This is a genomic window from Streptomyces sp. NPDC026672 (assembly GCF_040638185.1).
Lineage (GTDB): Bacteria > Actinomycetota > Actinomycetes > Streptomycetales > Streptomycetaceae > Streptomyces.
In genome coordinates this window covers 70,353-94,911 of sequence record NZ_JBEZXS010000017.1, presented here as the reverse complement: position 1 = coordinate 94,911, position 24,559 = coordinate 70,353, and the positions used below count along the sequence as shown (strand labels likewise).

Genomic DNA, 24,559 nt, shown 5'->3' with positions numbered 1-24,559 from the left:
CTTCGCTCGGTACGGCTCCACGGTGGGCCCTCACGCCGCGTGAGGTGCAAGTCCGTACCTCCGACCGCTCGCCCGACCGCCTGCCCGACCCCTCACCCGGCCGCCCGGCCGGCCGCTCGCCCGGTCGGTTCCGCTCCGGATGTTGCGCCCGTTCTGTCCGCTTATGGTGAGCGCGTGGCCCAGGAGACCGCGCGGCAGGCGCCCCCGGCACCGGCGACGCCCGCGCGTGCGCTGCTGCCCCTGATCCTGCCCGCCCTGGCCGTGGGCGTGGCGGCCGGTCTGGTGCTGGCCGGGGTGAGCTCGGCCGCCGGGCGGCTCCAGCACGTGCTGTGGCACACCCTGCCGGGCGCCCTGGGCGTCGGCGACTACTCGGTGGCGTGGATGTTCGTGGTGCTCGTCGCGACCGGCCTGGCGGTGGGCCTGGTCGTCTGGAAGGTGCCGGGGCACGCCGGGCCCGACCCCGCGACGATGGGCCTCCAGGCGCCCGCGCTGCCGCCCCGGGTCCTGCCGGGCCTGCTGCTGGCGACCGCCCTCATGCTGGCCGGCGGGCCGAGCCTCGGCCCGGAGAACCCGATCATCGCCGTGAACGTCGGGCTCGCGGTGTGGCTGGGCACCCGGTTCATGCCGCGTGCACCGGGCCCGCTGTGGGCGGCGCTCGCCGAGTCGGCGACGATCGGCGCGCTGTTCGGCACGCCGGTGGCGGCGGCGCTGGTGATGTCCGAGGCGCTGGCCGGGCGGCAGATGCGCGGACATCTGTGGGACAACGTGTTCGCTCCCCTGGCGGCGGGCGCGGCCGGCGCCCTGACGACCACGCTGGTGGCCACTCCGGCCTTCGACCTGGACCTGCCGAACATCGGGCACCCCCACTGGAACGACATCGTGGCGGCGGTGGTCGTCGCCTCGGCGGGCGCGCTGCTCGGACTGGCCGCGGTGTACGCCTTCCCGTACGTCCACGGGCTCTTCCGGCGGTTGCGGCACCCGATGCTGATGCTGCCTGCGGGCGGTGTCGTCCTGGGGGCGCTGGCGGCCCTGGGCGGCCATCTGACGCTCTTCAAGGGCCTGGACGAGGTCGCGGTGCTCGCGCGTGACCCGGAGGGCTGGACGGCCGGGCAGTTCGCCGTGATGGCGGTCGTGAAGCTGGCCGCCCTGCTCGTCGCCGCGTCCTGCGGCTTCCGCGGCGGGCGGATCTTCCCGGCGGTCTTCATCGGCTCCGCGCTCGGGCTGTGCGCCCACGCGCTGGTGCCCGGCGTCCATCCGGCGATCGGCGTGTCGGCGGGCGTGCTGGGCATGCTGCTGGCCATCACCCGGCAGGGTTGGGTGAGCCTGTTCACCGCCGCCGTACTCGTCGCGTCACCGACGATCCTCGCCGTCCTGTGCATCGCCTCGCTGCCGGCCTGGCTGCTGGTGACGGGACGGGCGCAGATGCAGCTGCGGGCGGACGGATCGGTGGTCCGCTGACCGTCCGGCCGCCCCGAACCCCCTAGGAGACATGTCATGGCGCTCCACAAAGGCCCCGAGAAGCAGGACCGGCACACCATGTCCGTCAACCCGTTCTACGGGGAGGCCAACCCGGTCGGCGGCATGGTCGAGGCGCCGCCCACGCACCGGCTCCCGGACGGCCCGCTGCCACCGACGACGGCGTACCAGGTCGTGCACGACGAGCTGATGCTCGACGGCAACTCACGGCTCAACCTCGCCACGTTCGTCACCACCTGGATGGAGCCGCAGGCCGGCGTCCTGATGGGCGAGTGCCGCGACAAGAACATGATCGACAAGGACGAGTACCCGCGCACCGCCGAGCTGGAGCGGCGCTGTGTGGCGATGCTCGCCGACCTGTGGAACGCGCCGGACCCGTCGGCCGCCGTGGGGTGTTCGACGACGGGGTCCAGCGAGGCGTGCATGCTCGCCGGGATGGCGCTCAAGCGGCGCTGGGCGCAGCGCAACGCGGACCGGTATCCGGGCACCGGGGCCAGGCCCAACCTGGTGATGGGCGTCAACGTGCAGGTCTGCTGGGAGAAGTTCTGCAACTTCTGGGAGGTGGAGGCCCGCCAGGTCCCGATGGACGGCGACCGCTACCACCTCGACCCGCAGGCCGCGGCGGAACTGTGCGACGAGAACACGATCGGGGTCGTCGGCATCCTCGGCTCCACCTTCGACGGGTCGTACGAGCCGATCGCGGAGCTGTGCGCGGCCCTGGACGCCCTCCAGGAGCGGACCGGGCTCGACGTCCCGGTGCACGTGGACGGGGCGTCCGGCGCCATGGTCGCACCGTTCCTGGACGAGGACCTGGTGTGGGACTTCCGCCTCCCGCGCGTGGCGTCCATCAACACCTCCGGGCACAAGTACGGGCTGGTCTACCCGGGTGTGGGGTGGGCGCTGTGGCGGGACAAGGAGGCGCTGCCGGAGGAGCTGGTCTTCCGGGTGAACTACCTCGGCGGCGACATGCCGACGTTCGCGCTGAACTTCTCCCGGCCCGGGGCGCAGGTCGTGGCGCAGTACTACACGTTCCTGCGGCTCGGGCGGGAGGGCTACCGGGCGGTGCAGCAGTCCACGCGGGACGTGGCGGGGGCGCTCGCGCGGCGGATCGAGGACCTCGGCGACTTCCGGCTGCTCACCCGGGGCGACGAGCTGCCGGTGTTCGCCTTCACCACGGCCCCGGACGTGACGTCGTACGACGTGTTCGACCTGTCGCGGCGGCTGCGGGAGAGCGGCTGGCTGGTGCCGGCGTACACCTTCCCGCCGAACCGGGAGGACCTGTCCGTGCTGCGGGTGGTGTGCCGCAACGGCTTCTCCGTCGACCTGGCGGACCTGTTCGTCGAGGACCTGACCCGCCTGCTCCCGGAACTGCGGCGCCAGCCGCACCCCCTGACCCACGACAAGCAGGCGGCGACGGGCTTCCACCACTGATCCTCGCCTCCCGCGCGGGCCGTAGCGGCGACCGCCGCCCGTCCGCGCGGGGTCAGGCCCCGGACCCGGACTCCTCCTCGGCCACCAGTTCGAAGGCCGTCCTGCCGTCCAGGGACTCCCGGATGATGTCCGCGTGGCCCGCGTGGCGAGCCGTCTCCCGGATGAGGTGGAGCAGCAGCCAGCGCAGCGACACCGCCTCGTCCGGAGGGAACCAGGGTTCGTCCGGCAGCGGGAACGTGTCGTCCAGGCTGGGCGCCGAGCGGATGTGGTCCTCCGTCTCGGCCGCGACCTTCTCCCAGTACGCGAGCTGCCCCGAGACGGTCTCGGCGTCCGTCAGGACGAAGCACTCGTGCCAGTTCGACGCGTCCCGCACCACCGTCGGCGGCTCCTGCTTCGCGCGGGCCAGCCACCCCTGCTCGACCTCGGCGACGTGCTTGAGCAGCCCGCCCAGGGACAGTTCGCTGGCGCTCGGACGGCTCCGGGCCTGCTCCTCCGTCAGGCCGAGCAGCGCCCGCCGGATCCCGCCCCGCTGCTCGGCGAGGAAGGCGAGCAGCGCCCCCCGCTCGTCGCCCCTGGCCTCGGCGCGTACGTGCGTGACCATGACCGTGTCCTTTCGTCGGCGCCGGGGACCGGACCGTCCCCGACACCGCCGAAGCTACGGGCCCATGCGGTCGGATCCTGTCCGCATGGGCCCGGTCCGCAGGACGTGTCTAGAACGGGAAGGGGCTCCGGCCGTGCTGCACGGAGATCCACTTCTGTGTGGTGAAGGCGTCCAGCGTCGTCTCACCGTTGAGCCGGCCGATCCCGGAGTTCTTCTCGCCCCCGAAGGGCACCAGCGGCTCGTCGTGCACGGTGCCGTCGTTCACGTGGAACATGCCCGCGTCGACCCGCTTCGCGAAGGCCACGCCCCGCTCGGTGTCCGCCGTGTGCACGGCGCCGCTCAGCCCGTACGGGGTGTCGTTGACGATCCGCAGGGCCTCCTCCTCGCCGTCGAAGGGGATGAGGAAGGCGACCGGGCCGAAGACCTCCTGGCGCAGCAGCGCGGAGTCCGCCGGGACGTCCGTCAGCACGGAGGGCTCGACCAGGTTGTCCGTGGTGGCCCCGCGCAGCAGCGCCGTGGCACCCTCCGCGATCGCCTGCTCGACGACACCCGAAATGGCGTTGGCCTGGGCCGAGTTGATCACCGGCCCGATGATCGTGCGCGGGTCGCTGGGGTCGCCGACCTTGAGCGTGCGCACCTTGGCGACGAACTTCTCGGTGAACTCGTCCGCCACCGACCGGTCGACCAGCACCCGGTTGGCGGCCATGCAGACCTGGCCCTGATGGACGTACCGGCTGAAGACGGCCGCGTCGACGGCGTAGTCGAGGTCGGCGTCGTCGAGGACCACGATCGCGCTGTTGCCGCCCAGTTCGAGCACCGCGCGCTTGAACTGCGCGGCGCAGACCGTGGCCACGTGCTGCCCGACCTTGTCGGAGCCGGTGAAGGAGATGACCTTGGGCACCGGGTGCTCGATGAACGCGTCGCCTATCTCGGCGATGTCGGTGACGACGACGTTGAACAGGCCGGCGGGCAGCCCCGCGTCCTCGAAGATCTTGGCGAGCAGGGTGCCGCCGGAGACCGGGGAGTTCTGGTGCGGCTTGAGCACCACGGCGTTGCCGAGCGCGAGGGCCGGGGCGACCGACTTCAGCGACAGGAAGAAGGGGAAGTTGAAGGGGCTGATCACCCCGACGACACCGACCGGGACGCGGTAGAGGCGGTTCTCCTTGCCGTCGATCGGCGAGGGGATGATCCGGCCCTCGGGCCGCAGCGCCAGGTGCATCGACTCGCGCAGGAACTCCTTGGCGAGGTGGATCTCGAAGCCGGCCTTGACGTGGGTGCCGCCCAGCTCGGCGATGATCAGCTCGGTGATCTCCGCCTCGCGCTCCTCGACCAGGCGCAGCGCGCGCTCGAACACCTCGCGCCGGGCGTAGGCGTTGGTGGCGCCCCACTGCTTCTGCGCGCGGGCGGCCGCGCGGTAGGCCAGGTCCACCTCGTCGACCGCGGCTATGGTGATCGACGCGAGCTTCTCCCCGTTGTACGGGTTGAAGTTGATGATGTCCCAGGAACCGGTGCCCGGACGCCACTCGCCGTCGATGTACTGCTGGGCCAGGTCCGTGAAGTAGGACGACATGTGATCCCTCGATCCCCTGCTGCCGATGCGGTCGAAGCAGTCGGAGTGCGATCGATCGACTCCCGATCACTTCTTCTCAGGTTGTCACTCGCTGATCAGGCGTCATCCTACGTGTGCCACGCACGAGTTGGACCGTCCGTTCCCGGACCGGAGGATGTCACCGCGGCGGTACGCGGCTACGACAGCTGGATCAGCCCGCGCAGCAGGTCACGGCTCTCGTCCGGGCCCGGGCAGTCCTGCTGGAGTTCCTTGAGCGCGTGCTCGTACTGCGCGACGTCCTCGCGTTTGTCCAGGTACAGCGCGCTGGTGAGCTGCTCCAGATACACCACGTCCGAGAGGTCGGACTCCGGGAAGCTGAGGATCGTGAACGCGCCGCTCTCGCCGGAGTGGCCGCCGAGGCTGAACGGCACGATCTGGAGCCGTACGTTGGGCCGCTCGGAGAACTCGATCAGGTGCTGGAGCTGGCCGCGCATCACCTCGCGGTCGCCGTACGGCCGGCGCAGCGCCGCCTCGTCCAGGACGATGTGGACGTCGGGGGCGTTCTCGGAGACCAGGTACTTCTGCCGTTCCAGACGCAGGGCCACACGCCGTTCGACGTCGGCCGTGCTCGCGCCCTTCATACCGCGCCGCACGACCGCGCGGGCGTACTCCTCGGTCTGGAGCAGCCCGTGCACGAACTGCACCTCGTACGCTCGGATCAGGGACGCCGCGCCCTCCAGGCCCACATAGGTGGGGAACCAGCTGGGCAGCACGTCGGAGTAGCTGTGCCACCAGCCGGCGACATTGGCCTCCCTGGCCAGGGAGAGCAGCGACTCGCGCTCCGCCTCGTCCGTGATGCCGTACAGCGTCAGCAGGTCTTCCACGTCCCGCGTCTTGAAGCTCACGCGGCCCAGCTCCATCCGGCTGATCTTCGATTCCGAGGCACGGATCGAGTAACCCGCGGCCTCCCGCGTGATCCCCTTCGACTCACGCAGTCGCCTGAGTTGCGAGCCGAGCAGCATGCGTCGCACCACCGATCCGGGCTCTCCCGCGCTCACGTTCCGCCAGCCTCCCCAACCGTCTTCAGGGCCCGCAGTCTGCCACTAAAACACTTCGAGCAGTACTCGTCCGGTTACGGAAACGAGAAGAGGACGAAGTTTCCCCGCCGGAAGAAGCAAGACGCAGGTGAGCCAAGTACAAGAAGATGGCGGAAAAAATGGCCAAGAAGTGGTACGGGAACGCCCAATTCGGTCGCGTGCACGTGCATCTGCCCTTGCATCTGCTGTGCGCATCCGAAACCATGGTCTCGCGCCACCGCTGCATCGCAACGACCGCGAATTCCCGGGAGTGCCTCGCATGGGGACGAATGGATCGACCATGCTCGAGCCGTTAAGGCAGGGCCTTCCGCCGCTGGATCCCGCGGCCGTGTCCAACGCCGCCTCCTGCGCCCTCCCTCCCCGCTACGAAGCCGTCCGCGAAGCCCGTTCCTTCACCCGCGGGACCCTGGACCAGTGGCAGGTCGACGACCGCTTCGACGACATCTGCCTCGTCGTCTCCGAGCTGGTCACCAACGCCCTGCGGCACGCCCTGACCCAGGACGGCGCGGGCCCCGCCGAGGAGACGTCCTGCGTGCGGCTGCATCTGATGCGCTGGACCGAGCGGCTGGTCTGCGCGGTGCGCGACCCGAGCCACGAGTCCCCGATGCCCCGCGACGCCGACGACTACGCGGCGGAGTCCGGCCGCGGACTGTTCCTCGTCGACTCGTTCAGCGACAGCTGGGGATGGCACCCGCTCACGGGCGCGCTCAGCGGCAAGGTGGTCTGGGCCCTGTTCCGGGTGCGGGCCACGAGTTGACGGCGGGCGGCGGCGCACGTCACCGGCGCGCGGGGGTTCAGCCGGCCACGAGGTGGTCGAACTCGCCGTCCTTGACGCCCAGCAGCATCGCCTCGATCTCCGCGCGCGTGTAGACGAGCGCGGGACCGTCCGGGAAGCGGGAGTTGCGGACGGCCACCTCGCCGCCGGGGAGCCGGGCGAACTCCACGCAGGACCCCTGCGAGTTGCTGTGCCTGCTCTTCTGCCAGGCCACCCCGTCCAGCTGTGTGGCAGTCATGCCGTTGTACACGTCGTAACCCCCGCACACGCCGTCAACGTCGTGGTCCACAGTCGCTCCCTGGAGGTGCACTGGCTGATGGGGCCATAGGTGCTGTAGTCAACTGATCGGGGATCATAGTCCCGTTCACATGCAGATGCACGGGCATATGCACGTGCACGCGGGGTGGTCCTCCGATTACAGCCGCGGCGACGCTTCGCAGAAGTCGTTCAGCGTCTGCCCCGGAGTCCACGGCGCATGCCGATCCCGCCCGGTAATGATCATGCACACCGCCGTCCGCGCCGGGCCGTCCGACTCGATTCCGTCGCGCACGAGTAACAGACGCGTTCGGCGCCATTCGTGTTCCACTGTCCCCACGAGGGTCCACCCATATCGGCGCCCGCGGGGAGCGAGAAACGGGGTGGATCATGCCAGTGGCATAATCCACTGGTCCGAACCCGGCTGGAAATCGCCCCTGACCGCCTTCCGGAAGTGAAGGTCTCAGGGAGACGGGGCGCCCATGTCGCGAAGATCGGCACGACCGCACACCCCGTCCACGAGCGGGTCCACCACCGCCCCGGCCGGGTGCCGGCGCCCGTCCGACCGGCCCCTCGCGGGGTTCCGCATGCGCTCGAACGCTTCACCGATGCGCACGTCGTGTACCGGTTTCCTCCCGATAGGTACTGATAGCTTGCTGCGGTCGCTCCGGCGATCGGGCGGCCGACCGGCTACAGCTTGGGAGCTTCCAGTGACTTCGGCGACTGTGGGAATGCGGAGCGCGGCCGTGGCCGCGGCACTCGCGGGGGCGCTCGCGCTGACCGCGTGCAGCGGTGGCGGTGACTCCGGTGGCGACACCTCGTCGGACCGCGGCGGCTCCGCGACCCCGACCGCTTCCGCGGGCGCTCCCTCGGGTTCCTCGGGCACGAGCGGGGACACCGGCGGTACGGGAGGCACGGGCGGTACGGCGGCCACGTCCGGTCCGCTCCAGGGCAGCTGGCTCGCGACGACCGGCGGTAAGGCCGTGGCGCTGGTGATCAACGGCACGCGGGCCGGGCTCTTCTCGACCGGCGGGTCCGTGTGCAGCGGGGCGGCCGAAGAGGAGTCCGGGATGCGGATGATCCGTCTGACCTGCACCGACGGCAGCAAGGACCGGACGACCGGGATGGTCGACTCGGTGGACGGGAAGTCGATGAAGGTGACCTGGTCCGGCGCGCTCGGCGCGGAGACGTTCACCAAGGCCGAGGGCGGCAAGTTCCCCACGGGGCTGCCCACGGCGGCGCTCGGGTCGTAGCCCGGCGCTCGGGTCGTGGCCCACGGACGGCGGGCGCGGGGACGTATTCGGTGGGGCGCGCGCGAGGGCTCGCGGGGGACGCGTGATGATGCTGGAACACCGTCACGACCTCGACAGGGACCCACCTCATGCGCGCCATTCCGCTCACCGTCGCCGTCCTCGCCGCCGCCCTCGCCCTGACCTCCTGCGACGACGGTGGCGGCGGGGACAAGGCCAAGGGCAAGGACAACTCCGCCTGCGAGATCGGCAGGGTCTCCGTGCAGATCGGGTCGGCGAGCGTCGCGCCGGCCGCCGGTGACACGGGCGAGGTGCCCGTCAGCATCACCAACCAGAGCGCGCCCTGCACGCTGGACGACTTCCCCGGTGTCGAACTGCGCGGCACCGGCGGCTCGGCGAAGGTCCCCGTCCTCGACGGCGCGACGTCGCAGAAGCTCGAACTGGCGAAGGGCGACTCGGCGTCGTTCACCGTGTCGTACGTGCGCGGCAAGGACGGCGACGCGGCGAGCATGGCGGCCACCTCGGTGGTCGTCTCCCTGCCCGGCGCCGACGGCACGGAGAGCTTCCCGTGGAAGTACGGCCCGGTCGCGGGCCGGGGCGACGCGACGAAGCCGGACGCCTCGGTGAGCGCGTTCCAACAGGCGGGCGACTGAGGCATGTGCGCGGCGCCGGGGTGTCGGGCGTCGGAGTTTCAAGCTCTCGGGCATCGAGCCGTCGGGCGTCGAGCATCGGGCCCTCGGGCGTCGAGCCGCTGGGCGTCCAACCGTCGGGGGTCGCGCCGTCGTGACGTCGGGTGTCGGGACTTCGCCCGAATTCCCGAACCTCCCGTTCCCGTGTGGTCAGTCGAGCCGGGGGCGGGCTCTGACCTGGGCGCGGTCGGCCGCGCGGGCGCCCTCCGTCCAGCCCGCCTCGTCGCTCACTCCGCGCAGCCGGGACGTGGTGGTCCGCGGGAACATGCTCTCCAGGCGTGCGGTGACGGCCGTCTCCCGGGTCACCAGGACCGGCAGCAGGTCCTGGGTGACCTGGGTCTCGGCGGCGGCCGCGAGCCGGTCGCCGACCCGGTGCGCGTAGGCCGCGAGGAACGACTGGCGGAAGGTCTTGGTGCGTCTGCGCCCGCCGGCGCGCTGCGCCGCCTCCGCCCGTGTCATCGCGTGGGTGGCCTGCACGAGCAGTGAGGTGTACAGCAGCTCGACGGCCTCCAGGTCGGCCTCGAAACCGACGACCGTGGAGAAGGCGAACGGTTCGTTCCACACGGCACGGCAGCGGTTCGCGGTGGCGACCGCGTCCAGCAGCACCGCCTTGGCCTGCTCGTACGGCGGCTCGACCCCGATCCGGCAGGCACCGGGCGCGTCCGGGGCGGGCGCCCCGGCGGCGAGCAGGGCCTCGTCGACGCTGTACCGGGCCATGAGCTCCTGCGCCTTGGCGCTCAGCGCCTCCGCCTCCTCCGGAAAGCCGGTCGCCTCCGCCTTGGCGAGCAGCGCGCGGATGCGGGTGAGCATCCGGGAGGCGGCCGGCCGAACCGCGTGCCGGGGCTCCTCCAGGGGTTCGAGGGCGGGCAGCCGCAGCAGCAGCCGGTACAGCTCCAGGACGGTGGTCGCGTACGAGAAGCGGTCCGCCTCGCGCGCGGGAGCCTCGGGGAGGGCGTCCAGTTGCTCGGTCCAGCGGCGTCCGCGCGGCCGGTCGTCGGGTATCTGGGCGCGGATCAAGCCGGCGGCCAGGCGCACGTGGACGTCGTCCAGTTCGCGGCGCACGATCCGTACGACGTCGGCGGGCTGCCAACCGCGCCGCCAGGCCGCCGCCACGAACTCCGCGCCCCGCCCGGCGAGTTCCGGGTCCGCCCCGGGGTCGGCCGCGAGGAGGGACGCGCCCGTGTCGAGCCCGGAGTCCGTGTCGTCGTACAGGGCGGCCCGGAAGGCCCGCTCGACGGTGCTGGTGGTCCTGCTGCTGCTCACCCGACGATCGTGCCATGCCCCACCGGCGGCCGACGGGCGTCGTCCACAGCCTGTGGACAACCTCCCCTCCGCAACCTCGGCGCGACTGTCAACCGTCGGTTGACACCTCCGAAGTGTCAACCTATGGTTGCCTCATGACGACGAACCCCGCCGGTGCGGCACCCGTCCGGCTCGACGACCTCATCGCGGCCATCAAGAAGGTCCGCAGCGAACCCCTCGACCAGCTCCAGGACGCGGTGATCGCCGCCGACCACCTGGGCGACGTCGCCGACCACCTCATCGGCCACTTCGTCGACCAGGCCCGGCGCTCCGGAGCCTCCTGGAGCGACATCGGCAAGAGCATGGGGGTGACCCGGCAGGCCGCGCAGAAGCGCTTCGTGCCCAAGGAGTCCACCGACCTCGACCCGAACCAGGGCTTCAGCCGCTACACCGTCCGCGCGCGCAAGGTGGTCATGGCCGCCCACAGCAGGGCGCAGGCCGCCCACAGCGCCGAGGGCCTGCCCGTCCACCTGGTCCTCGGCCTGCTCACCGAGCCGGACGGGCTCGCCGTACGGGCGATCGCCGCACAGGGCGTGGCACCGGAGGCGGTCGAGGCCGCCGCGGTCGCCGCCCTGCCGCCCGCCGTCGAGGACGCGCCGGACCTGGTCCCCTACGGCCCGGAAGCCAAGAAGGTCCTGGAGCTCACCTTCCGCGAGGCCCTGCGGCTCGGCCACAACTACATCGGCACCGAGCACATCCTGCTGGCGCTGCTGGAGCACGAGAACGGCACGGGTCTCCTCAGCGGCCTCGGCCTGACCAAGCCCGAGACCGAGAGCCGGATCGCCCAGGCCCTCCAGGAGCTGGTCGCGAAGACGGAACAGCGGGAGGACTGACCCGCGGACCCGCGGCGAACCCTCAGAGACCCCGCGGAGCCCCGCAGGGAAGCCGCAGAAGACCCGCAGAGCACCGGCGGAAATCGCAGAACGCGCAGGTCGGACCGCGTTGTCAGACCCTGCTGCGAGACTCGTGGCATGACCGACCGCTGGGCGCTCGCTCCGGCCGAGGACGGTGGCGTGGACGTCGCCCCCCTCGGCCCGGACGGGCTGCCCGTCGGTCCGGTCCGGCGGGAGCCCGATCTCGCCGGGGCGGTGCGGGACCGTCCTGAGGTGACGCGCTGGGTGTGGCGGTCCACCCCCGAGGTCTACCCGCGTCTGCTCGCCACGGGGGTGCGAGTGGAGCGGTGCTACGACGTCGAGGACGCCGAAACCCTCCTGCTGGGCCACGAGGGGCGGTACGGCGAGCCGCGTTCGGCCGCCGCCGCCCTGGCCCGGCTGCGCGGAGGTCCCGTACCGCCCGATCCACCCCTGCGCGCCGCCGAACCCGGCGCGCAGTCACCGCTGTTCGAGCCGCAGACCGGTCGGCTGCCGCTCACCGACCTCCTGGACGTCTACGCCGAGCAGTTGCGGCGGCACGAGCGGACCGCTCGTCCCGACCGGATGCGACTGCTGACGGCCGCCGAGTCGGCGGGCATGCTGATCGCCGCCGAGATGAACCGCACCGGCCTGCCCTGGAGCGCGGACACCCACCGCGAGGTCCTGCGCGAACTCCTCGGCGAGCGGTACACCGGCGGGGGCGAGCCGCGCCGCCTCGCCGAACTGGCCGACGAGGTGTCGGCCGCGTTCGGACGTCGGGTGCGGCCCGATCTGCCCGCCGACGTGATCAAGGCGTTCGCGCAGGCCGGGATCAAGGTGAGATCCACCCGCCGCTGGGAGATCGAGTCCGTCGACCACCCCGCGGTGCGACCGCTGCTGGAGTACAAGAGGCTGTACCGGATCTGGGTGGCGCACGGCTGGACCTGGCTCCAGGACTGGGTGCGGGAGGGCCGCTTCCGGCCCGAGTTCCTCGCGGGCGGCACGGTCACCGGGCGCTGGGTGACCAACGGCGGGGGCGCGTTGCAGATACCCAAGGTGATCCGGCGGGCCGTGGTCGCCGACCCGGGCTGGCGGCTGGTGGTGGCCGACGCCGACCAGATGGAGCCGCGCGTCCTGGCGGCGATCTCCCGCGACCCCGGTCTGATGGAGGTGGCCGGGCGCGAGGCCGATCTGTACCAGTCCGTGTCCGACCGCGCCTTCGCCGGTGACCGGGCGCAGGCCAAGCTCGCGGTGCTCGGCGCGGTCTACGGGCAGACCTCGGGCGACGGTCTGAAGAACCTCGCCGCGCTCAGACGCCGCTTCCCCCGGGCGGTGGCGTACGTCGACGAGGCGGCGCGGGCCGGTGAGGAGGGCCGGCTGGTGCGGACCTGGCTGGGGCGGACGTGCCCGCCCGCGGCCGGGGCGGGGGACGCCGAGGAGGCGGGCATCCCGCAGGACGACGAGGGGGAGGCGCCCGCCGACGGCTGGGTGCCGGGGTACGCGTCCACCAACGCCCGGGCCCGTGGCCGCTTCGCCCGTAACTTCATCGTCCAGGGCAGCGCCGCCGACTGGGCCCTGCTGATGCTCGCGGCGCTGCGGCGGACCTGCGCGGACCTCTCCGCCGAGCTGGTGTTCTTCCAGCACGACGAGGTGATCGTCCACTGTCCGAAGGAGGAGGCAGACACCGTCGTGACGGCGATCAGGGAGGCGGCCGAGACCGCCGGCCGCCTCACCTTCGGCGACACCCCGGTGCGTTTCCCGTTCACGACGGCGGTGGTGGAGTGTTATGCGGACGCGAAATGAGCGGGCGGCGGTCAGTCCGCGTGGCCGCGCCGGGGACGGACGGCCTCGATGAGCCGGGCCAGTTCCGCGAGGACGGCCGTCTCGTCCGTGTCCACCAGTTGGGCGCGGGCCTCGCGCCAGGCTTCGTACGCCTCCGTCTCGTGTCCCCGTTCGCGCAGCAGCAGACCGTGCTGGTGGCGGGCGAGACCGCCTATGTAGCGGTCGGCGCGGGCGTCGGCGCGGCCGATCAGCTCCGCGCACTCCCGGGCCGCGCGCTCGACACCGCCGAGCCGGTGCAGCGCGCGGACCAGGCCGAGGCGGGTCTGGGACTCGCCGTGCCAGTCGCCGTGCCCGCCGAGGATGCGCATGCTCTCCTCGAAGTGCCGTGCGGCGGCGGCCGGTTCGTCGAGGGTGAGATGGGCGTAGCCGATGTTGCAGTGCGCCGAGTAGCGCACGATGACGGCGCCGATCTCGTCCCCGATGGCGAGGGAGCGCCGGTGGTGCTCGATCGCGGTCCGGGCGTCGGTGTGCTCGTACAGGTTGCCCAGGTGGCTGTGGGTGACGGCCTCGCCGTAGGGGTCGTTCAACTCCCGTGAGTACTCCAGGCTCTGGCGCAGCGCGGCCTCCGACTCCGGGTACCGGCCGAGCCCTTCGAGCAGCAGTCCCCGGTTGTTGAGACAGCGCCGGATCCAGGACAGGACTCCCAGCCGCCGCCAGATCTCCAGGGCCTCCCCGTTGAGGGCGAGCGCCTCGCCCTGGCGGCCGTTCAGGAAGTGCACCCGGGCGAGGTCGACCAGCGCGTACGCCTCCGCCGCCGCGTCCCCGAGCCGCCGCGCCGCGGCGAGGCCGGCCCGGACGAGCGACTCCATCTCGGCCACGCGGCCGCTGCGCTGCACGTACGGGAACAGCAGCCGGACGAGGGTGGAGACGTGGGCCACCCGGTGGTCGTCGGGCGCGTCGACGTTGCGCCCGACCAGGGCGACGACGTTCTCCAGCTCGGCGTCTCCCCACCCGAACGCCTGCTCGGCGCACCGGAAGGGCGCCACTTCGGCGACCCGGGCCGCGTGCTCCGCCGGCTGTGCGGCGGTCCCCCGCCGACGATCGTCCCGATCGAGCCCCGGCTCGACAATGGCGACGAGCACCCGTTCGGCAACGGCGGCGTACCACCGCAGGGCGACGAGATCGGCGACGGCGACGGGGTCGGTCGGGGCAGAGGTGTCCTCGCCGCGGCCCCCTGCTCCCGCGGATGAGACCGGGCGCCCGGGAGCAGAAGCGGCCGACCCGTCGAAGGAATCGACGTCGCCCCCGGTGGAGCCACACGCGGGATCAACGACTTCCTCATCGGGATCGGGGGCGAGCGAGCCGACGCCACGGGCCCCGGCGCCCCCGGAGGAGACCGCGCGCCCATGGGCGGAGACGGCCACCCCATCAACAGAACCGGCCTCGCCCCCGGCAGGGCCGGGCGGGCCGGGCGGGCCGGGCGCGGGATCAGCGGGATCAGCTGGGCCGGGCGCGGGATCGGTGGGGCCAGTCGCCGACTCGCCAGGTTTCTCGGCGGAACCCCCGGAGGGGGCCGTCGCGAGTTCGTGGGCGTAGTCGCGGACCAGGTCGTGCGGGGTGTAGCGGCCGTAGGCCGTCTCCTCCAGGAGGGCCACGTCGACCAGGCGGTCCAGCGCGGCCTCGGCGCGGCGCACCCCGACGCCGGTGAGCCGGGCCATCAGCGACGCACCGTACGTCGGCAGGTCCAGCGCGCCGATCCCGCGCAGGGCGAGCGCCGCGTCCCGGTCGGCCTCCCGCTCGGCGGCGGCCAGTGCGTCATGGGCGACGGCCAGCGAGCGCCGGACGCTCAGGTCGTCGTACTCCAGGTGCGTCAACCTGCTCCCGGTGTCGGCCAGTTGCCCCGCCAGCATGTCCGGGGTGAGCGCCTGCCGCGCGGCGAGCCGGGCGGCGACCACCCGCAGGGCGAGCGGGAGCCGCCCGGTGAGTTCCACGAGCGGGTGGGCGGCGTCGACTCCGGCCCGCCCACTGACCGCACGCAGCAACGCCGCACTGTCCTCGCAGCTCAGCGGGGTGAGCGGAAAGCGGCGGGCGCCGTCGAGGGCGGTCAGCGGGGAGCGGCTGGTGACGATCACCGCGCACCCGTCGCCGCCCGGCAGCAGCGGCCGTACCTGTGCGGCGCTCTCCGCGTCGTCCAGCACCATCAGCGTGCGGGTCGGCGCGAGCAGGGAGCGGAGCAACGCGGCCGCGGCGTCGGGGCGTTCGGGAACGGCACGGGGCTCGGTGCCGAGGTCACGCAGCAGCGCGGCGAGGGCCTGAGCGGGGGCGAGGGGTGTCATGCCGGGGGTCGCGCCGTGCAGATTGACGTAGAGCTGACCGTCGGGGAAACGTTCCCGCAGCTCATGCGCGACCTCCAGGGCGAGGGCGCTCTTGCCCACGCCGGCCATGCCGGTGACGAGGGCGACGGTGGGCCCGCCGGAACGGCGGAGAACGTGCGCGAGGGCCTGCCTCTCCGAGGTACGGCCGGTGAAGTGCGCGGGTGGTGGGGGGAGTTGGGCGGGGACCGGACGCGGGGGCGGACGGTCCCCGGTGGGGGTGCTCCCGGTGGGGGCGTCCCCGCTGGGGGCGTCCCCGGTGGGCGTCCGCGACGGCTCGGACGCGCCGTCGGGCGGGTGCGGGAGGGATTCCACGGGTGCCGGGGGGCCGTGCGGCGGGGCGTGGACGTCCGCAGGGGGCCGGCCGTCCACCGCGCTCGGGGCATCGACCACGGCTTGGTCCCCCGCACTGCGGCCGGTATCCGCACCGCCCCGGGTGTCTGCGCCGCTCCACGCATCCGTACCGCTCCGGGTATCGGCCCTACCGCGGGCGCCCCAACCGCTCTGGACGTCCCCACCGCTCTGGACGTCCGCACCGCTTCGGCCGGCCGCACCGCTCCACGCATCCGTACCGTTCCGCGTATCCGCCGGAGGCGAGTGTCCGCGCAGTACCTCGACGTGGGCCTCCCGTACCGCGGGGCCCGGCTCGATGCCCAGTTCCTCGACCAGCCGGGAGCGCAGATCGCGGTGGACGGCGAGGGCCTCGGCCTGGCGGCCGGTGTGGTGCAGGGCAAGCATCAGCTGACGGTGGTACGCCTCCCGCAGCGGATGCTCGGCGACCAGCGCCGCCAGTTCCGGCACCAGCCCGGCGAGCCGGGTGCCGCCGACGGCCAGCTCGGCGTCGTACCGCCACTCGAGCAGCAGCAGCCGTGCCTCCTCCAGACGCTGCGCGAAGGCGTAACCGCCCAGGTCGGTGGGCAGCCCGCTCAGCGGCCTGCCCCGCCACAGCGCGAGCGCCGCCGCGCAGGCCCGCAGCACACCCGCCCAGTCCCGGCGCCCGTGCGCGGCCCGCGCCTCGGTGACCCGGGTGTCGAACACGTGAACGTCCAGCTCGCCCTCGTCGACCCGCAGCACGTACCCCGGCGGGACGGCCCTGAGCCGCTCGGGATCGTCGAGGAGCCGGCGCAGCCGCGTGACGTGGTTGTGCAGCGAGGCGTGCGCGGAGGCGGGCGGTGCCCCGCGCCACAGTGCGTCCTTGAGCGCGTCGACCGAGACGACCCGCCCGGCTTCCAGCAGCAGTGCCGCGAACAGGGCGCGCACCTTGGGGCTGCCGATGGTGCGGGGGGCGGGCCCGGAGCCGCGCCGGTCCCCGGTGTCGCGGGTACGCGCGTCGGCGTCGTAGACGGCCCGCTCGTCGGCGGGAGTGTCGTACGGCACTGTCCCCTGTGGAAGCCGGTCGAACAGCACAGGCGGCCCCAGCAGTCCGAACCGCAGACCGCTCCACCGCATCACACAACCCGCTGTCTTCCCGCCCGACCGCTGCCGGCCCGGCTCGATGGCGGGCGCGCTTCGCCCACCGTCCACGGCGGATCACCGCCTTGTCCACGACGGCGCCCCGCCTCGTCGCGAACCGGTCCGCGACCACAAGGGCGCGCGACCGCGAGGACAACCGTCGGCCACATGTTAGCGATCCGTTGGCGGGTCCTGATGTGATCAATACATCGGATCTGGCCCGACGGCGCGCGTGCAGAGCGCGCAGCTCGGGGGAGTGTCGCCGCAGGCCGGATCCGGGGACATGTGAGGGCCCTGGTCGTCGGAGGTGAACGACCGGGGCCCTCGTCCCTCCGGACCCACAGCCGCTGCGCACCCCTTCGGTCCCTCTCTTCAGGTCCCCCGGATTGTTCAGACGACAGGCGGCCGACCGAGTCGGGTGAGTCGCCAGACCGTCCGCCACCGCATGGGCCGACGCTCCCCCGGCGACTGCCGCACTCCCTCCACGAACCCGCCGAACCAGGCACGCAGCCCGCCCAGGGAACGGGTGCGCAGGAGGGTGAGGAGCGTCCACACCCCGAGGTGGACCGGGATCAGCGCGAGCGGAAGGCGGCGCCGGACCAGCCAGACCCGGTTGCGGGCGGTGACGCGGTAGTAGATCGCGTGCCGGGCGGGTGAGGTCTTCGGGTGTTGGAGGAGGAGTTCGGGCGCGTAGCGGATGTGCCAGCCGGCGTCGGCGGCCCGCCAGGCCAGGTCCGTCTCCTCGTGCGCGAAGAAGAACTCGGCGGGCCAGTCCCCGGTCTGCGCGAGCATCGCCATGCTGAGGGCGTGCCCGCCGCCGAGGAAGCCGGTGACGTAACCGCCGCGCAGCGGATCGGAGTTGCCGACGCGGGGCACGTGCCGCTGCTGGGTCTCGCCGTTCTCGTCGGCGATGCGGAAGCCGACGATGCCGAGGCGCGGGTCGGCGGCGTACAGGTCGCGCACCCGGCGCAGCACGTCCGGGTCGACGAGCAGCCCGTCGTCGTCCAGGTCGACGACGACGTCCACGTCGCCGAACTCCCGCAGCCGGGCGAGGGCGACGTTGCGGCCGCCGGGACAGCCGAGGTTCTCCTCGACGTCGACGGTGGTGACCTCCCCGGGCAGGGACAGCCGACGGGCGAACTCGGGCAGCCGGCAGCCGTTGCCGACGATCACGATGCGGGCCGGGGCGAGATCCTGCTTGGCCACGGATTCGAGCAGGGCGTCGACCTCGACGGGCCGATTGCCCATGGTCACCACGGCGACGGCGATCCTCGGCTGCACCACGTCCTCACCCCATCCGGCCGACGGTTACGCCCCCGCACCGACCGCGCGACGCCCACCGTTCACCAGAATGTTGCCTCAAGTCCCCCAACAAACCACCCCCGCCCTCCCGAACACCCCACCCAAACACAAATGCCCAGGTCAGACCTAGTCTGACCTGGGCATCAAATGAGCCGCCTTCGGGATTCGAACCCGAGACCTACGCATTACGAGGGCGCAAGCGATCATGCCAACTCGTGACGATGGGTACCGCCGGATGCCGTCCTGCCTGATCAGAGCACGTGCGCTGTGCTCGGCGCCGGTACCTCGTGCTGCACCGTCCACAGGCGTCCGGCCACCCCATGGCCACATCGGAAGGCAGTCGTAACTCCCGGCAGTCACCACACATGACCTGTCGGATACCGACAAGCAGGGACCTTCCTCGCGCTGCCGCGTCTCAGCGCCCGCTCGTGCAAAACGGTTCTGCCGCCCCTGCGGTGTATTCGCACAGCGCGCACCCCAGGCATCCATCCAATGAGACGGCACTGCCCGCCGTATCATGACGGCACACGGGAAGGAGCACCGTCCATGAGTGTCGACGTGATCACGCAGACCGAGTTCCCCACGGGATACGTGGTGTTCTTCGGCACCGACGGAAAGATCATCATGACCCCGCAGAGCGAAGAGCACTCCAGCACGATCAGGTCGATGCAGATCGACTCTCTCGCCCTCGGCCGTCACGCGAAGGTCACCTCCGACGTCTATATCGACTTCCCGGCCGACGAGAACTCGGCCCCCGACCTCGCCATCCTGCGCGAGGACGCCCGCAGGGAAGGCAAGCGCTACAGCTTCGAGGACGTCCTGCTGATCTCCGAGGTCGTCTCGACCTCCTCCGCCCGCAAGGACTACGACGACTGCACCGCCAAGTACGGGCGCTACGGCATCCCGGTCTACCTGGTCGTGGACCCCTACGCCGGGGAAGTCGTCCTGCACACCCAGCCCACCGCGAACGGCTACAGCACCGCGCTCAAGCGCGCGTACGGCACGGGCAAACTCCCCATCCCCCTGGCCGACGGCCGCACCTTCACCCTCGACCTCGACGAACTCCCCCTGCCAGACCCGGAGCCCGACACTCACTGAGTCTGAGAAAACGCGCCCCGAAGCAGGAAGAGGTCCCGCAGCCGGTCGGCGAGGGCACGATCATCGAAACCGCGACTGAAGAACTCCACGCATTGGGGTGCCCGGGGTTTGGTGATCACTCCCGGGGTTTCCCTGTCCCTCCGCCCCCATTCTGGCCCCAGGAAGGCCCGGCGGCCGGCTGGGCCGGGCCCCGTCGGGTGGGACTCCAGTTCTGGACCCGGCGGCAGAAGGGCGTCCAGCGCACCGACCTTGCGATGCGAAGACGCTCTTCTCACATCCCCCGCACCGTTCATCCCGTGCGGGGCAAGCGCGGCACCATCACCGATGTGGACCGCTGCGTCGTTGCCCCCGCCGCCCTCATTGCCGACCAAACCGAAACCGCGATCGTCGAGGTGTCGAACCCGGCCGGTCTGGACGAGTTCGACGAGATCCCCGGGGTCGAGCAGAGCGAGGCCGCCGCCCGCGAGTACGAGCGCGCCGCCGACCAAGCCCGCCGCACTGATCGTGGCGAGCGCGCCGCGAAGAAGGTCCTCGACAAGCTGCCTGCCGGCACCTGTGGCACATGGCGCGTCTTCCGCACCCCGTCCTCGCGGTAGGCCCCGGACCTCGCCGAGATCACCCGCATATTCAAGGCCCACAGCCTCGGCCCCGTCTCGATGAAGGACTGCGCCCCGAACCTCAAGGTCGAGCTCGCCGAGGCCACACCGGTCGACGTCGATACCGCGGTCCTCGTCGCGGCCTAGCAGTCACCCAAGATCCTCAAAAAAGGCGCATTCTACGCACGTCATAGCAGGGCGGTAATCGTTCTCGGGGGCAGCGTCCCCCGAACGGAGAAGGACGCCTGTTCCGCCCTCGCCAGGGCGACTACCACCGAAAGCAGAACGCCCTCGGCCGGTGGTTAAGTCAACGGTCCCGAGGTCTGGACCCAACTCCTGTATTGAAGGAGCAAGACCATGGCGCAACCAGCAACAAGCGTTCCTCCCGTCGACATCACCAAGCATCTAGCTTCTCTGCCTCCACAGCCCGAAGCCCTCATGTTCGACGCAGAAATGCAGGCCCGTGTCGAGCAGGACTCCGCCCGCACCATGGTTGCCATCAACGACCCCACGACCGTGTTCGAGGTGCTCACCGCTGCGCATGGCATCCAGGTCGTGGAGTTGGAAGGTCCATTCGACGGCCTGTACGGGCACTACCTGCAGCACAAGGACCGCACCCGTCTCCTCGTTGTCCCAGCCGGACAGGCTCCCTCCACCCGTCTGTGGGCCGCACGCGCCCTCCTCGCCCGCCAGGGCGTGATGCCGGTATGACCTTCTCCGACTTCGACGAGGCCACCGCCCCCACCGCGCCCCTCGACCGGCTCGCCGCCGTCCTCCCCGGGGCGGTCGACGAGGCGATGCGGAAGGCCCTCCCGGACGTGCACACCCCCATGAAGGCCAAGGAACTCGCGGACGACATCTTTCCTCCGCCTCCGCCAGTTGTACACCGACAAGGCCACGGAGGTGACGCTGTGACCGTCTCCGCCACGAAGCCGTCCGTCGACCACCTGATGGACACCCCCCTGCCCGTGCTCATCAACGAGTTGGGCGTCACCCTCACCGACTCCCCGATCACCGACCAGGCGTTCTTCGGCGCCGTCATCGTCCAGCGCAAGACGGGTGAGCTGCGGCTCACCATGCCGACCGGGCGCAGCGAACTGGAGCACGACACCGTCGCCCGGTACCTGCTCGCCCAGGCACTCGAGGTACCGGTGCCTGGCATGCCAGCGCCGTTCGTCACGACCCGTATCCCCGCCAAGCAGACCGAGGTGACGCTGTGACCGCCACGATCCCCCTCGACCTCGCCCTCACGGTCCGACGCGGAACCACCTCCCCCGGCAAGGCCGCCGACATCCGCGACCTCAGCCCCGCCGACGGCACCGCCACCCTCGTCTACGACAGGCACCTCGCCAACCCCGGCACCGCCGTCTGGCTCGCCCGCATCTCGCTGCGCCAGCACGGGTACGCCGTCCGCGAGGTGATCCTCGACGGCATGGGCCCGGGCATCACCGCCCTGTTCCGGGAAGCGTCCCGGCTCCGCCTGGACGTCCACCTGGGCAGCGGCAAAGGCACTCCCAGGGTCGTCACCTACGACGACAGCCCGGCCGCGTACCAGGTCCCGGCTGGCTGGGACCTGGCGGACGCCACCGACCGGCTTCCCGCCGCGCATGCGGCGGCCCGCCCCCATGTTGTCCGCGCTCTGCGCGCCATCGACGTAGAGAAGGAGAACAACGGCGGGCGTATCGACAAGGCCCTCGACGTGGCAGCCGGGATGATCCTGGAGACTGGGGACCCCAACCAGGTGTGGGACACGCTCACCCGTGTCCTCTGCGAGACCGGGTCCGAGCGGGCGGAGGTGTCTGCATGACGACCGCCGTCAACGCTGACGCCGCCCGCATCATCGGACAACTCCAGGAAGGGCACGCCGCGATGAACGCGGCTGGGCTCGGCAGCCCTGCACTGGACGACTTCAACAACCTGCTCACCGAAATGATCGCCGAGGCTCCCGACCCGAAGTTCCGTCTCCGCGAGATCGTCGAGTTCCTCGCCCGAGAACGCGGCATGACTGCCAAGTCTGCCTGAGCGGCACCCCGTAGATGGCCCCGGGCTCAGCGAGTCCACCGCTGGCCCAGGGCCTGGGACTCGACCATTCATCAACAAGGAGTCAGACCTTGTGCAGGCCAGTACCCACCTCTTGGAGCACGGCGAGGCCGAGGGATGGTGGCACTGGGAGGAAGGATGCGTCACCACCGCCTGGCGAGCCACGGCCGCTACCTGACTGCAGTGTTGGCGCTGATCGTCTCCCTCTGATGCCACTCGCTCAGCCGCGGTTGTCGTCCGCCCATTCTTCGCTGTTCCACATGGCGGGCATGGCTCCGACGGGTTCGTACCGGATGCCCGGGTTGTTCCTATGGACCAGGACGAAGAAGCCGTGCTGAAGCGCTGCGGCCCGGCAAGCTGCGTGGGCAGTGATGTCCAGCACGGCCTGGTCTGCTTTGGGACCCGCGGCGGCGAAGCGGTCGTAGTGAGGTTCCCCCGCCGTGCGGGAGTTAGTGACTAGCTGGTCAGTGCGGGTTGATGTGGTTTCAGGTTCACTTGTTCGGTCGCTGGAAACAGCAGGTCAACGGCGTCATCCGACGTCAACAACGCATTCATGATCCCGGAGCGTGAAACCTTTGACCTACACATTTCATGCACAGCCCAAGAAGCCCGCTGAAGACACATTCCAAGGTCAACGAAACGAAAGAACCCCAGGTCAAAAGCCTGACCTGGGGTTCACCATAGAGCCGCCTTCGGGATTCGAACCCGAGACCTACGCATTACGAGTTTCCCTGACGAATGGTCGGCGCGAGTCGTGTCCGGTCGTAATGCCTGGTCAGGGTCTCTTTTCCGCCTCCCCGACCGCCCCCGACCGTGGGCGAACCGCAACTAGGACTGCAACTCCCGCAATCTTGAGCGCGCTTCGCGACGCCCCGGGGTCGGCGCCCTCATGGAATCGTCACGAGCAAGTGGCGCCACATACTTGCGCGACCGACCGCGACCCCCTACGATTCAAGTAAGCGACACCGCTTACGCAAGCGGCCCTCGCCCGGTGAGCCAACACCAGACGAGGGCCTGACGGAATCACCTGAGCCAACAGGAGACCCGCTGTGACGAACTCTCTCACCCGCCGCGAGCACCGCGCGACGCGCCGTGCCCTTCGCGCCACCCTCCGACGCCGTACGACTGAAACCCGCGCCGCCCGCCGCGCGGTCCGGGCCGTCGCCACCGGCAACCCCCAGCCCGCCCGCACCCGCCTCGTCGCCGCCGGCCTCGACGACTCCACCGCGAAGCGGTTCGCCGGCGCCTTCAGCCGGGGCCTCGTCGCCGACGACACCCGCGAGACCACGATCAAGCTGAAGGGCCGCGTCCGGAAGACCGTCGCGGTCAAGCTGTTCGCCGCCCGCACGTTCACCACCCGCCTCGCCACCTACCGGCCGCGCGACACCCACTTCGCCGCCCGCTTCGAGCTGCTGGCGGGGGTGGCTGCCTGATGAACGGCACCCGCAACCGCGCTGGCCTCATGGCCACCGGCATCCCTGCCGACCGCATGCGTGAGACCACTGCCCCGACCGGCCGCCCGCACCCGCTCCTCACCGACGACGAAGCGCGCGAGCACAGTGAGCACCGCGAGGCCGGCATGAGCGCCCTCGTCGCCGCTCTCCCGGCCGCGGTCGACACAGCGCTGCGCAAGGTCGCCCCCGAGCAGTACAGCCCGGAGACGGCTGCGCAGATCGCCGCCGACGCCGCCGCCCGCCTCACCAGTAATCCGCTCCCCGCCTCCGACGTCTGCCACGTCTACCCCGGTCTGTGCGACCGGAAGGACGGCGAGGACGGAGACCAGGTCGGCGCGGACGGCCGGCACTTCGACCACGGCGGCTCCACCATCACCGTGCCCTCGGGCGACTGCCCGGACGACCCCGTCATCTGGGCCGAGTTCGTCCACGTCTCCGGCGGTACCCCGAAGATCGGGTTCCCGGGCGAGAGGGATCTGTCGCCACAGCAGGCCCGGGTGAAGGCGCAGCAGCTGCACGCGTTCGCCGACGCCCTGACCACGCTCGCCGACCAAGTCGAGGTCTACCGATGAGCGGCCGCCCGGCCGAGCAGGCGCCCACCACCACGGTGGGCGCCCTGCCCGCGGCCATCGAGCCCAGCAACCTCACGGTCGCGATCCGTGTCGCTCACAAGATGCCCGCCGACTACGGCAACAGCCGCCTCGAGGATTTCTCGTACCCGGCCGCGTACGGGGCTCTCTCCGAGGCCCTGCGAATCCTGGTGCGCGCCGTCAGCCCCGAGGCTGGTGAGCGGCCGTGAGCAGCGAACCCCGCACCATCACCCTGTCCACCGTCGACCACGGCGACGTCACCTTCACCTGCCCGCCGTGGTGCACCGCCGCCCACGAGTCCGGCGGCTACCGCATCGACATCACCCACACCAGCGACGACCAGACCCTGACCCTGCCCACCCGCCGCGCGCACGCCGAGCTGCTGACGCTCGGCCTGGAGGTGCGGCCGTACGTCGACCGCTGGCCCGGGACCCGCCCGTTCGTGTCCATCGGCTTCGGCGGCGACTACTACCCGACCCGCCTGGCCGGGTTGGAGAGCATGGCGATCGAGTTGGAACGGCACGCCGAGGTCGTCCGCGAGTACGCGCGCACGCTGGCCCTGCTCCTTGCCGGGGGTGCGCAGTGACCGCACCTTCT

General features: G+C 71.5%; 24 protein-coding genes. 17 read left to right on the top strand and 7 right to left on the bottom strand.

The features are described from left to right. Positions 1-174 precede the first annotated feature (174 nt). Both AB0F77_RS21075 and AB0F77_RS21070 read left to right on the top strand, forming a co-directional pair. Positions 175-1,458, top strand: a complete 1,284-nt coding sequence (locus AB0F77_RS21075; RefSeq protein ID WP_361950556.1) for an ion channel protein — start codon at positions 175-177, stop codon at positions 1,456-1,458. A 36-nt stretch (positions 1,459-1,494) separates the two neighbouring features. Then, the gene (locus tag AB0F77_RS21070; protein ID WP_361950553.1) at positions 1,495-2,907 is read left to right on the top strand and encodes a glutamate decarboxylase; all 1,413 of its coding nucleotides are present in this window, start codon (positions 1,495-1,497) and stop codon (positions 2,905-2,907) included. Positions 2,908-2,959: 52 nt separating this feature from the next. Here AB0F77_RS21070 and AB0F77_RS21065 read toward each other — a convergent pair whose 3' ends face one another. The 3 genes from AB0F77_RS21065 to AB0F77_RS21055 form a co-directional block, all read right to left on the bottom strand. After that, complete coding sequence (locus AB0F77_RS21065) at positions 2,960-3,508, bottom strand: DinB family protein (protein ID WP_361950550.1); 549 nt, start codon at positions 3,506-3,508, stop codon at positions 2,960-2,962. Positions 3,509-3,617: 109 nt separating this feature from the next. Beyond that, the gene (locus AB0F77_RS21060; protein ID WP_361950547.1) at positions 3,618-5,078 is read right to left on the bottom strand and encodes an aldehyde dehydrogenase family protein; all 1,461 of its coding nucleotides are present in this window, start codon (positions 5,076-5,078) and stop codon (positions 3,618-3,620) included. Positions 5,079-5,254: 176 nt separating this feature from the next. Continuing rightward, positions 5,255-6,079 carry a helix-turn-helix transcriptional regulator gene (locus AB0F77_RS21055; RefSeq protein WP_361950753.1) on the bottom strand — a complete coding sequence of 275 codons (825 nt, stop codon included), beginning with the start codon at positions 6,077-6,079 and terminating at the stop codon, positions 5,255-5,257. A 355-nt stretch (positions 6,080-6,434) separates the two neighbouring features. Between AB0F77_RS21055 and AB0F77_RS21050 the strand changes: the two genes are divergently transcribed. Then, positions 6,435-6,911, top strand: a complete 477-nt coding sequence (locus tag AB0F77_RS21050) for an ATP-binding protein (RefSeq protein WP_361950544.1) — start codon at positions 6,435-6,437, stop codon at positions 6,909-6,911. Positions 6,912-6,948: 37 nt separating this feature from the next. On the opposite strand, the gene AB0F77_RS21045 is transcribed toward AB0F77_RS21050, so the two are convergent. Further along, complete coding sequence (locus AB0F77_RS21045) at positions 6,949-7,218, bottom strand: DUF397 domain-containing protein (protein ID WP_361950541.1); 270 nt, start codon at positions 7,216-7,218, stop codon at positions 6,949-6,951. 697 nt (positions 7,219-7,915) lie between these two features. Between AB0F77_RS21045 and AB0F77_RS21040 the strand changes: the two genes are divergently transcribed. Together AB0F77_RS21040 and AB0F77_RS21035 are read left to right on the top strand one after the other, a co-directional pair. Then, a complete protein-coding gene (locus AB0F77_RS21040) occupies positions 7,916-8,437 on the top strand; it encodes a hypothetical protein (RefSeq protein WP_361950750.1) in 522 nt (173 codons plus the stop codon). Positions 8,438-8,565: 128 nt separating this feature from the next. Beyond that, positions 8,566-9,087 (top strand): DUF4232 domain-containing protein, encoded by a 522-nt coding sequence (locus AB0F77_RS21035; protein WP_361950538.1) that lies wholly within the window; start codon positions 8,566-8,568, stop codon positions 9,085-9,087. Between the two features lie 186 nt (positions 9,088-9,273). Here AB0F77_RS21035 and AB0F77_RS21030 read toward each other — a convergent pair whose 3' ends face one another. Further along, positions 9,274-10,386 carry a DUF2786 domain-containing protein gene (locus AB0F77_RS21030; RefSeq protein WP_361950536.1) on the bottom strand — a complete coding sequence of 371 codons (1,113 nt, stop codon included), beginning with the start codon at positions 10,384-10,386 and terminating at the stop codon, positions 9,274-9,276. Positions 10,387-10,520: 134 nt separating this feature from the next. On the opposite strand from AB0F77_RS21030, the gene AB0F77_RS21025 reads away from it, so the two are divergent. After that, positions 10,521-11,258 (top strand): Clp protease N-terminal domain-containing protein, encoded by a 738-nt coding sequence (locus tag AB0F77_RS21025; RefSeq protein WP_361950533.1) that lies wholly within the window; start codon positions 10,521-10,523, stop codon positions 11,256-11,258. Between the two features lie 138 nt (positions 11,259-11,396). Next, the gene (locus AB0F77_RS21020; protein ID WP_361950530.1) at positions 11,397-13,079 is read left to right on the top strand and encodes a bifunctional 3'-5' exonuclease/DNA polymerase; all 1,683 of its coding nucleotides are present in this window, start codon (positions 11,397-11,399) and stop codon (positions 13,077-13,079) included. Between the two features lie 11 nt (positions 13,080-13,090). Here the strand turns inward: AB0F77_RS21020 and AB0F77_RS21015 are convergent, their stop codons facing one another. After that, entirely contained in the window at positions 13,091-16,879 is a 3,789-nt protein-coding gene (locus tag AB0F77_RS21015) for a BTAD domain-containing putative transcriptional regulator (RefSeq protein ID WP_361950747.1), read from the bottom strand. A gap of 393 nt (positions 16,880-17,272) precedes the next feature. Further along, a complete protein-coding gene (locus AB0F77_RS21010) occupies positions 17,273-18,166 on the bottom strand; it encodes a glycosyltransferase (protein ID WP_361950527.1) in 894 nt (297 codons plus the stop codon). 564 nt (positions 18,167-18,730) lie between these two features. On the opposite strand from AB0F77_RS21010, the gene AB0F77_RS21005 reads away from it, so the two are divergent. From AB0F77_RS21005 to AB0F77_RS20960, 10 genes are all read left to right on the top strand, one after another. After that, positions 18,731-19,282 (top strand): Uma2 family endonuclease, encoded by a 552-nt coding sequence (locus AB0F77_RS21005; protein ID WP_361950524.1) that lies wholly within the window; start codon positions 18,731-18,733, stop codon positions 19,280-19,282. A gap of 296 nt (positions 19,283-19,578) precedes the next feature. Then, positions 19,579-19,878, top strand: coding sequence for a hypothetical protein (locus tag AB0F77_RS21000; protein WP_361950521.1), 300 nt, complete (start codon positions 19,579-19,581; stop codon positions 19,876-19,878). A gap of 357 nt (positions 19,879-20,235) precedes the next feature. Next, a complete protein-coding gene (locus AB0F77_RS20995) occupies positions 20,236-20,589 on the top strand; it encodes a hypothetical protein (RefSeq protein ID WP_361950518.1) in 354 nt (117 codons plus the stop codon). Continuing rightward, positions 20,586-21,098: a hypothetical protein gene (locus AB0F77_RS20990; protein WP_361950515.1), complete on the top strand. Its 513-nt coding sequence runs from the start codon at positions 20,586-20,588 to the stop codon at positions 21,096-21,098. The genes AB0F77_RS20995 and AB0F77_RS20990 overlap by 4 nt, the downstream gene beginning before the upstream one ends. Then, positions 21,095-21,685, top strand: coding sequence for a hypothetical protein (locus AB0F77_RS20985; RefSeq protein ID WP_361950512.1), 591 nt, complete (start codon positions 21,095-21,097; stop codon positions 21,683-21,685). Before AB0F77_RS20990 ends, AB0F77_RS20985 begins: the two co-directional genes overlap by 4 nt. Then, positions 21,682-21,900: a hypothetical protein gene (locus AB0F77_RS20980; protein WP_361950509.1), complete on the top strand. Its 219-nt coding sequence runs from the start codon at positions 21,682-21,684 to the stop codon at positions 21,898-21,900. The genes AB0F77_RS20985 and AB0F77_RS20980 overlap by 4 nt, the downstream gene beginning before the upstream one ends. Positions 21,901-22,967: 1,067 nt before the next feature. Continuing rightward, positions 22,968-23,351: a hypothetical protein gene (locus AB0F77_RS20975; RefSeq protein ID WP_361950506.1), complete on the top strand. Its 384-nt coding sequence runs from the start codon at positions 22,968-22,970 to the stop codon at positions 23,349-23,351. Continuing rightward, the gene (locus tag AB0F77_RS20970) at positions 23,351-23,944 is read left to right on the top strand and encodes a hypothetical protein (protein ID WP_361950503.1); all 594 of its coding nucleotides are present in this window, start codon (positions 23,351-23,353) and stop codon (positions 23,942-23,944) included. Before AB0F77_RS20975 ends, AB0F77_RS20970 begins: the two co-directional genes overlap by 1 nt. Continuing rightward, complete coding sequence (locus AB0F77_RS20965; protein ID WP_361950500.1) at positions 23,941-24,171, top strand: hypothetical protein; 231 nt, start codon at positions 23,941-23,943, stop codon at positions 24,169-24,171. Before AB0F77_RS20970 ends, AB0F77_RS20965 begins: the two co-directional genes overlap by 4 nt. After that, complete coding sequence (locus AB0F77_RS20960; protein ID WP_361950497.1) at positions 24,168-24,548, top strand: hypothetical protein; 381 nt, start codon at positions 24,168-24,170, stop codon at positions 24,546-24,548. Before AB0F77_RS20965 ends, AB0F77_RS20960 begins: the two co-directional genes overlap by 4 nt. Positions 24,549-24,559: the final 11 nt, after the last annotated feature.

Excerpts from the sequence above, each read along its gene's own strand:
- AB0F77_RS21070 (WP_361950553.1), top strand. The coding sequence starts at position 1,495 with ATGGCGCTCCACAAAGGCCCCGAGAAGCAGGACCGGCACACCATGTCC.
- AB0F77_RS21065 (WP_361950550.1), bottom strand. The coding sequence starts at position 3,508 with ATGGTCACGCACGTACGCGCCGAGGCCAGGGGCGACGAGCGGGGGGCG.
- AB0F77_RS21060 (WP_361950547.1), bottom strand. The coding sequence starts at position 5,078 with ATGTCGTCCTACTTCACGGACCTGGCCCAGCAGTACATCGACGGCGAG.
- AB0F77_RS21055 (WP_361950753.1), bottom strand. The coding sequence starts at position 6,079 with ATGCTGCTCGGCTCGCAACTCAGGCGACTGCGTGAGTCGAAGGGGATC.
- AB0F77_RS21050 (WP_361950544.1), top strand. The coding sequence starts at position 6,435 with ATGCTCGAGCCGTTAAGGCAGGGCCTTCCGCCGCTGGATCCCGCGGCC.
- AB0F77_RS21040 (WP_361950750.1), top strand. The coding sequence starts at position 7,916 with ATGCGGAGCGCGGCCGTGGCCGCGGCACTCGCGGGGGCGCTCGCGCTG.
- AB0F77_RS21035 (WP_361950538.1), top strand. The coding sequence starts at position 8,566 with ATGCGCGCCATTCCGCTCACCGTCGCCGTCCTCGCCGCCGCCCTCGCC.
- AB0F77_RS21025 (WP_361950533.1), top strand. The coding sequence starts at position 10,521 with ATGACGACGAACCCCGCCGGTGCGGCACCCGTCCGGCTCGACGACCTC.
- AB0F77_RS21020 (WP_361950530.1), top strand. The coding sequence starts at position 11,397 with ATGACCGACCGCTGGGCGCTCGCTCCGGCCGAGGACGGTGGCGTGGAC.
- AB0F77_RS21015 (WP_361950747.1), bottom strand. The coding sequence starts at position 16,879 with ATGCGGTGGAGCGGTCTGCGGTTCGGACTGCTGGGGCCGCCTGTGCTG.
- AB0F77_RS21005 (WP_361950524.1), top strand. The coding sequence starts at position 18,731 with ATGAGTGTCGACGTGATCACGCAGACCGAGTTCCCCACGGGATACGTG.
- AB0F77_RS20995 (WP_361950518.1), top strand. The coding sequence starts at position 20,236 with ATGGCGCAACCAGCAACAAGCGTTCCTCCCGTCGACATCACCAAGCAT.
- AB0F77_RS20990 (WP_361950515.1), top strand. The coding sequence starts at position 20,586 with ATGACCTTCTCCGACTTCGACGAGGCCACCGCCCCCACCGCGCCCCTC.
- AB0F77_RS20980 (WP_361950509.1), top strand. The coding sequence starts at position 21,682 with ATGACGACCGCCGTCAACGCTGACGCCGCCCGCATCATCGGACAACTC.
- AB0F77_RS20970 (WP_361950503.1), top strand. The coding sequence starts at position 23,351 with ATGAACGGCACCCGCAACCGCGCTGGCCTCATGGCCACCGGCATCCCT.
- AB0F77_RS20965 (WP_361950500.1), top strand. The coding sequence starts at position 23,941 with ATGAGCGGCCGCCCGGCCGAGCAGGCGCCCACCACCACGGTGGGCGCC.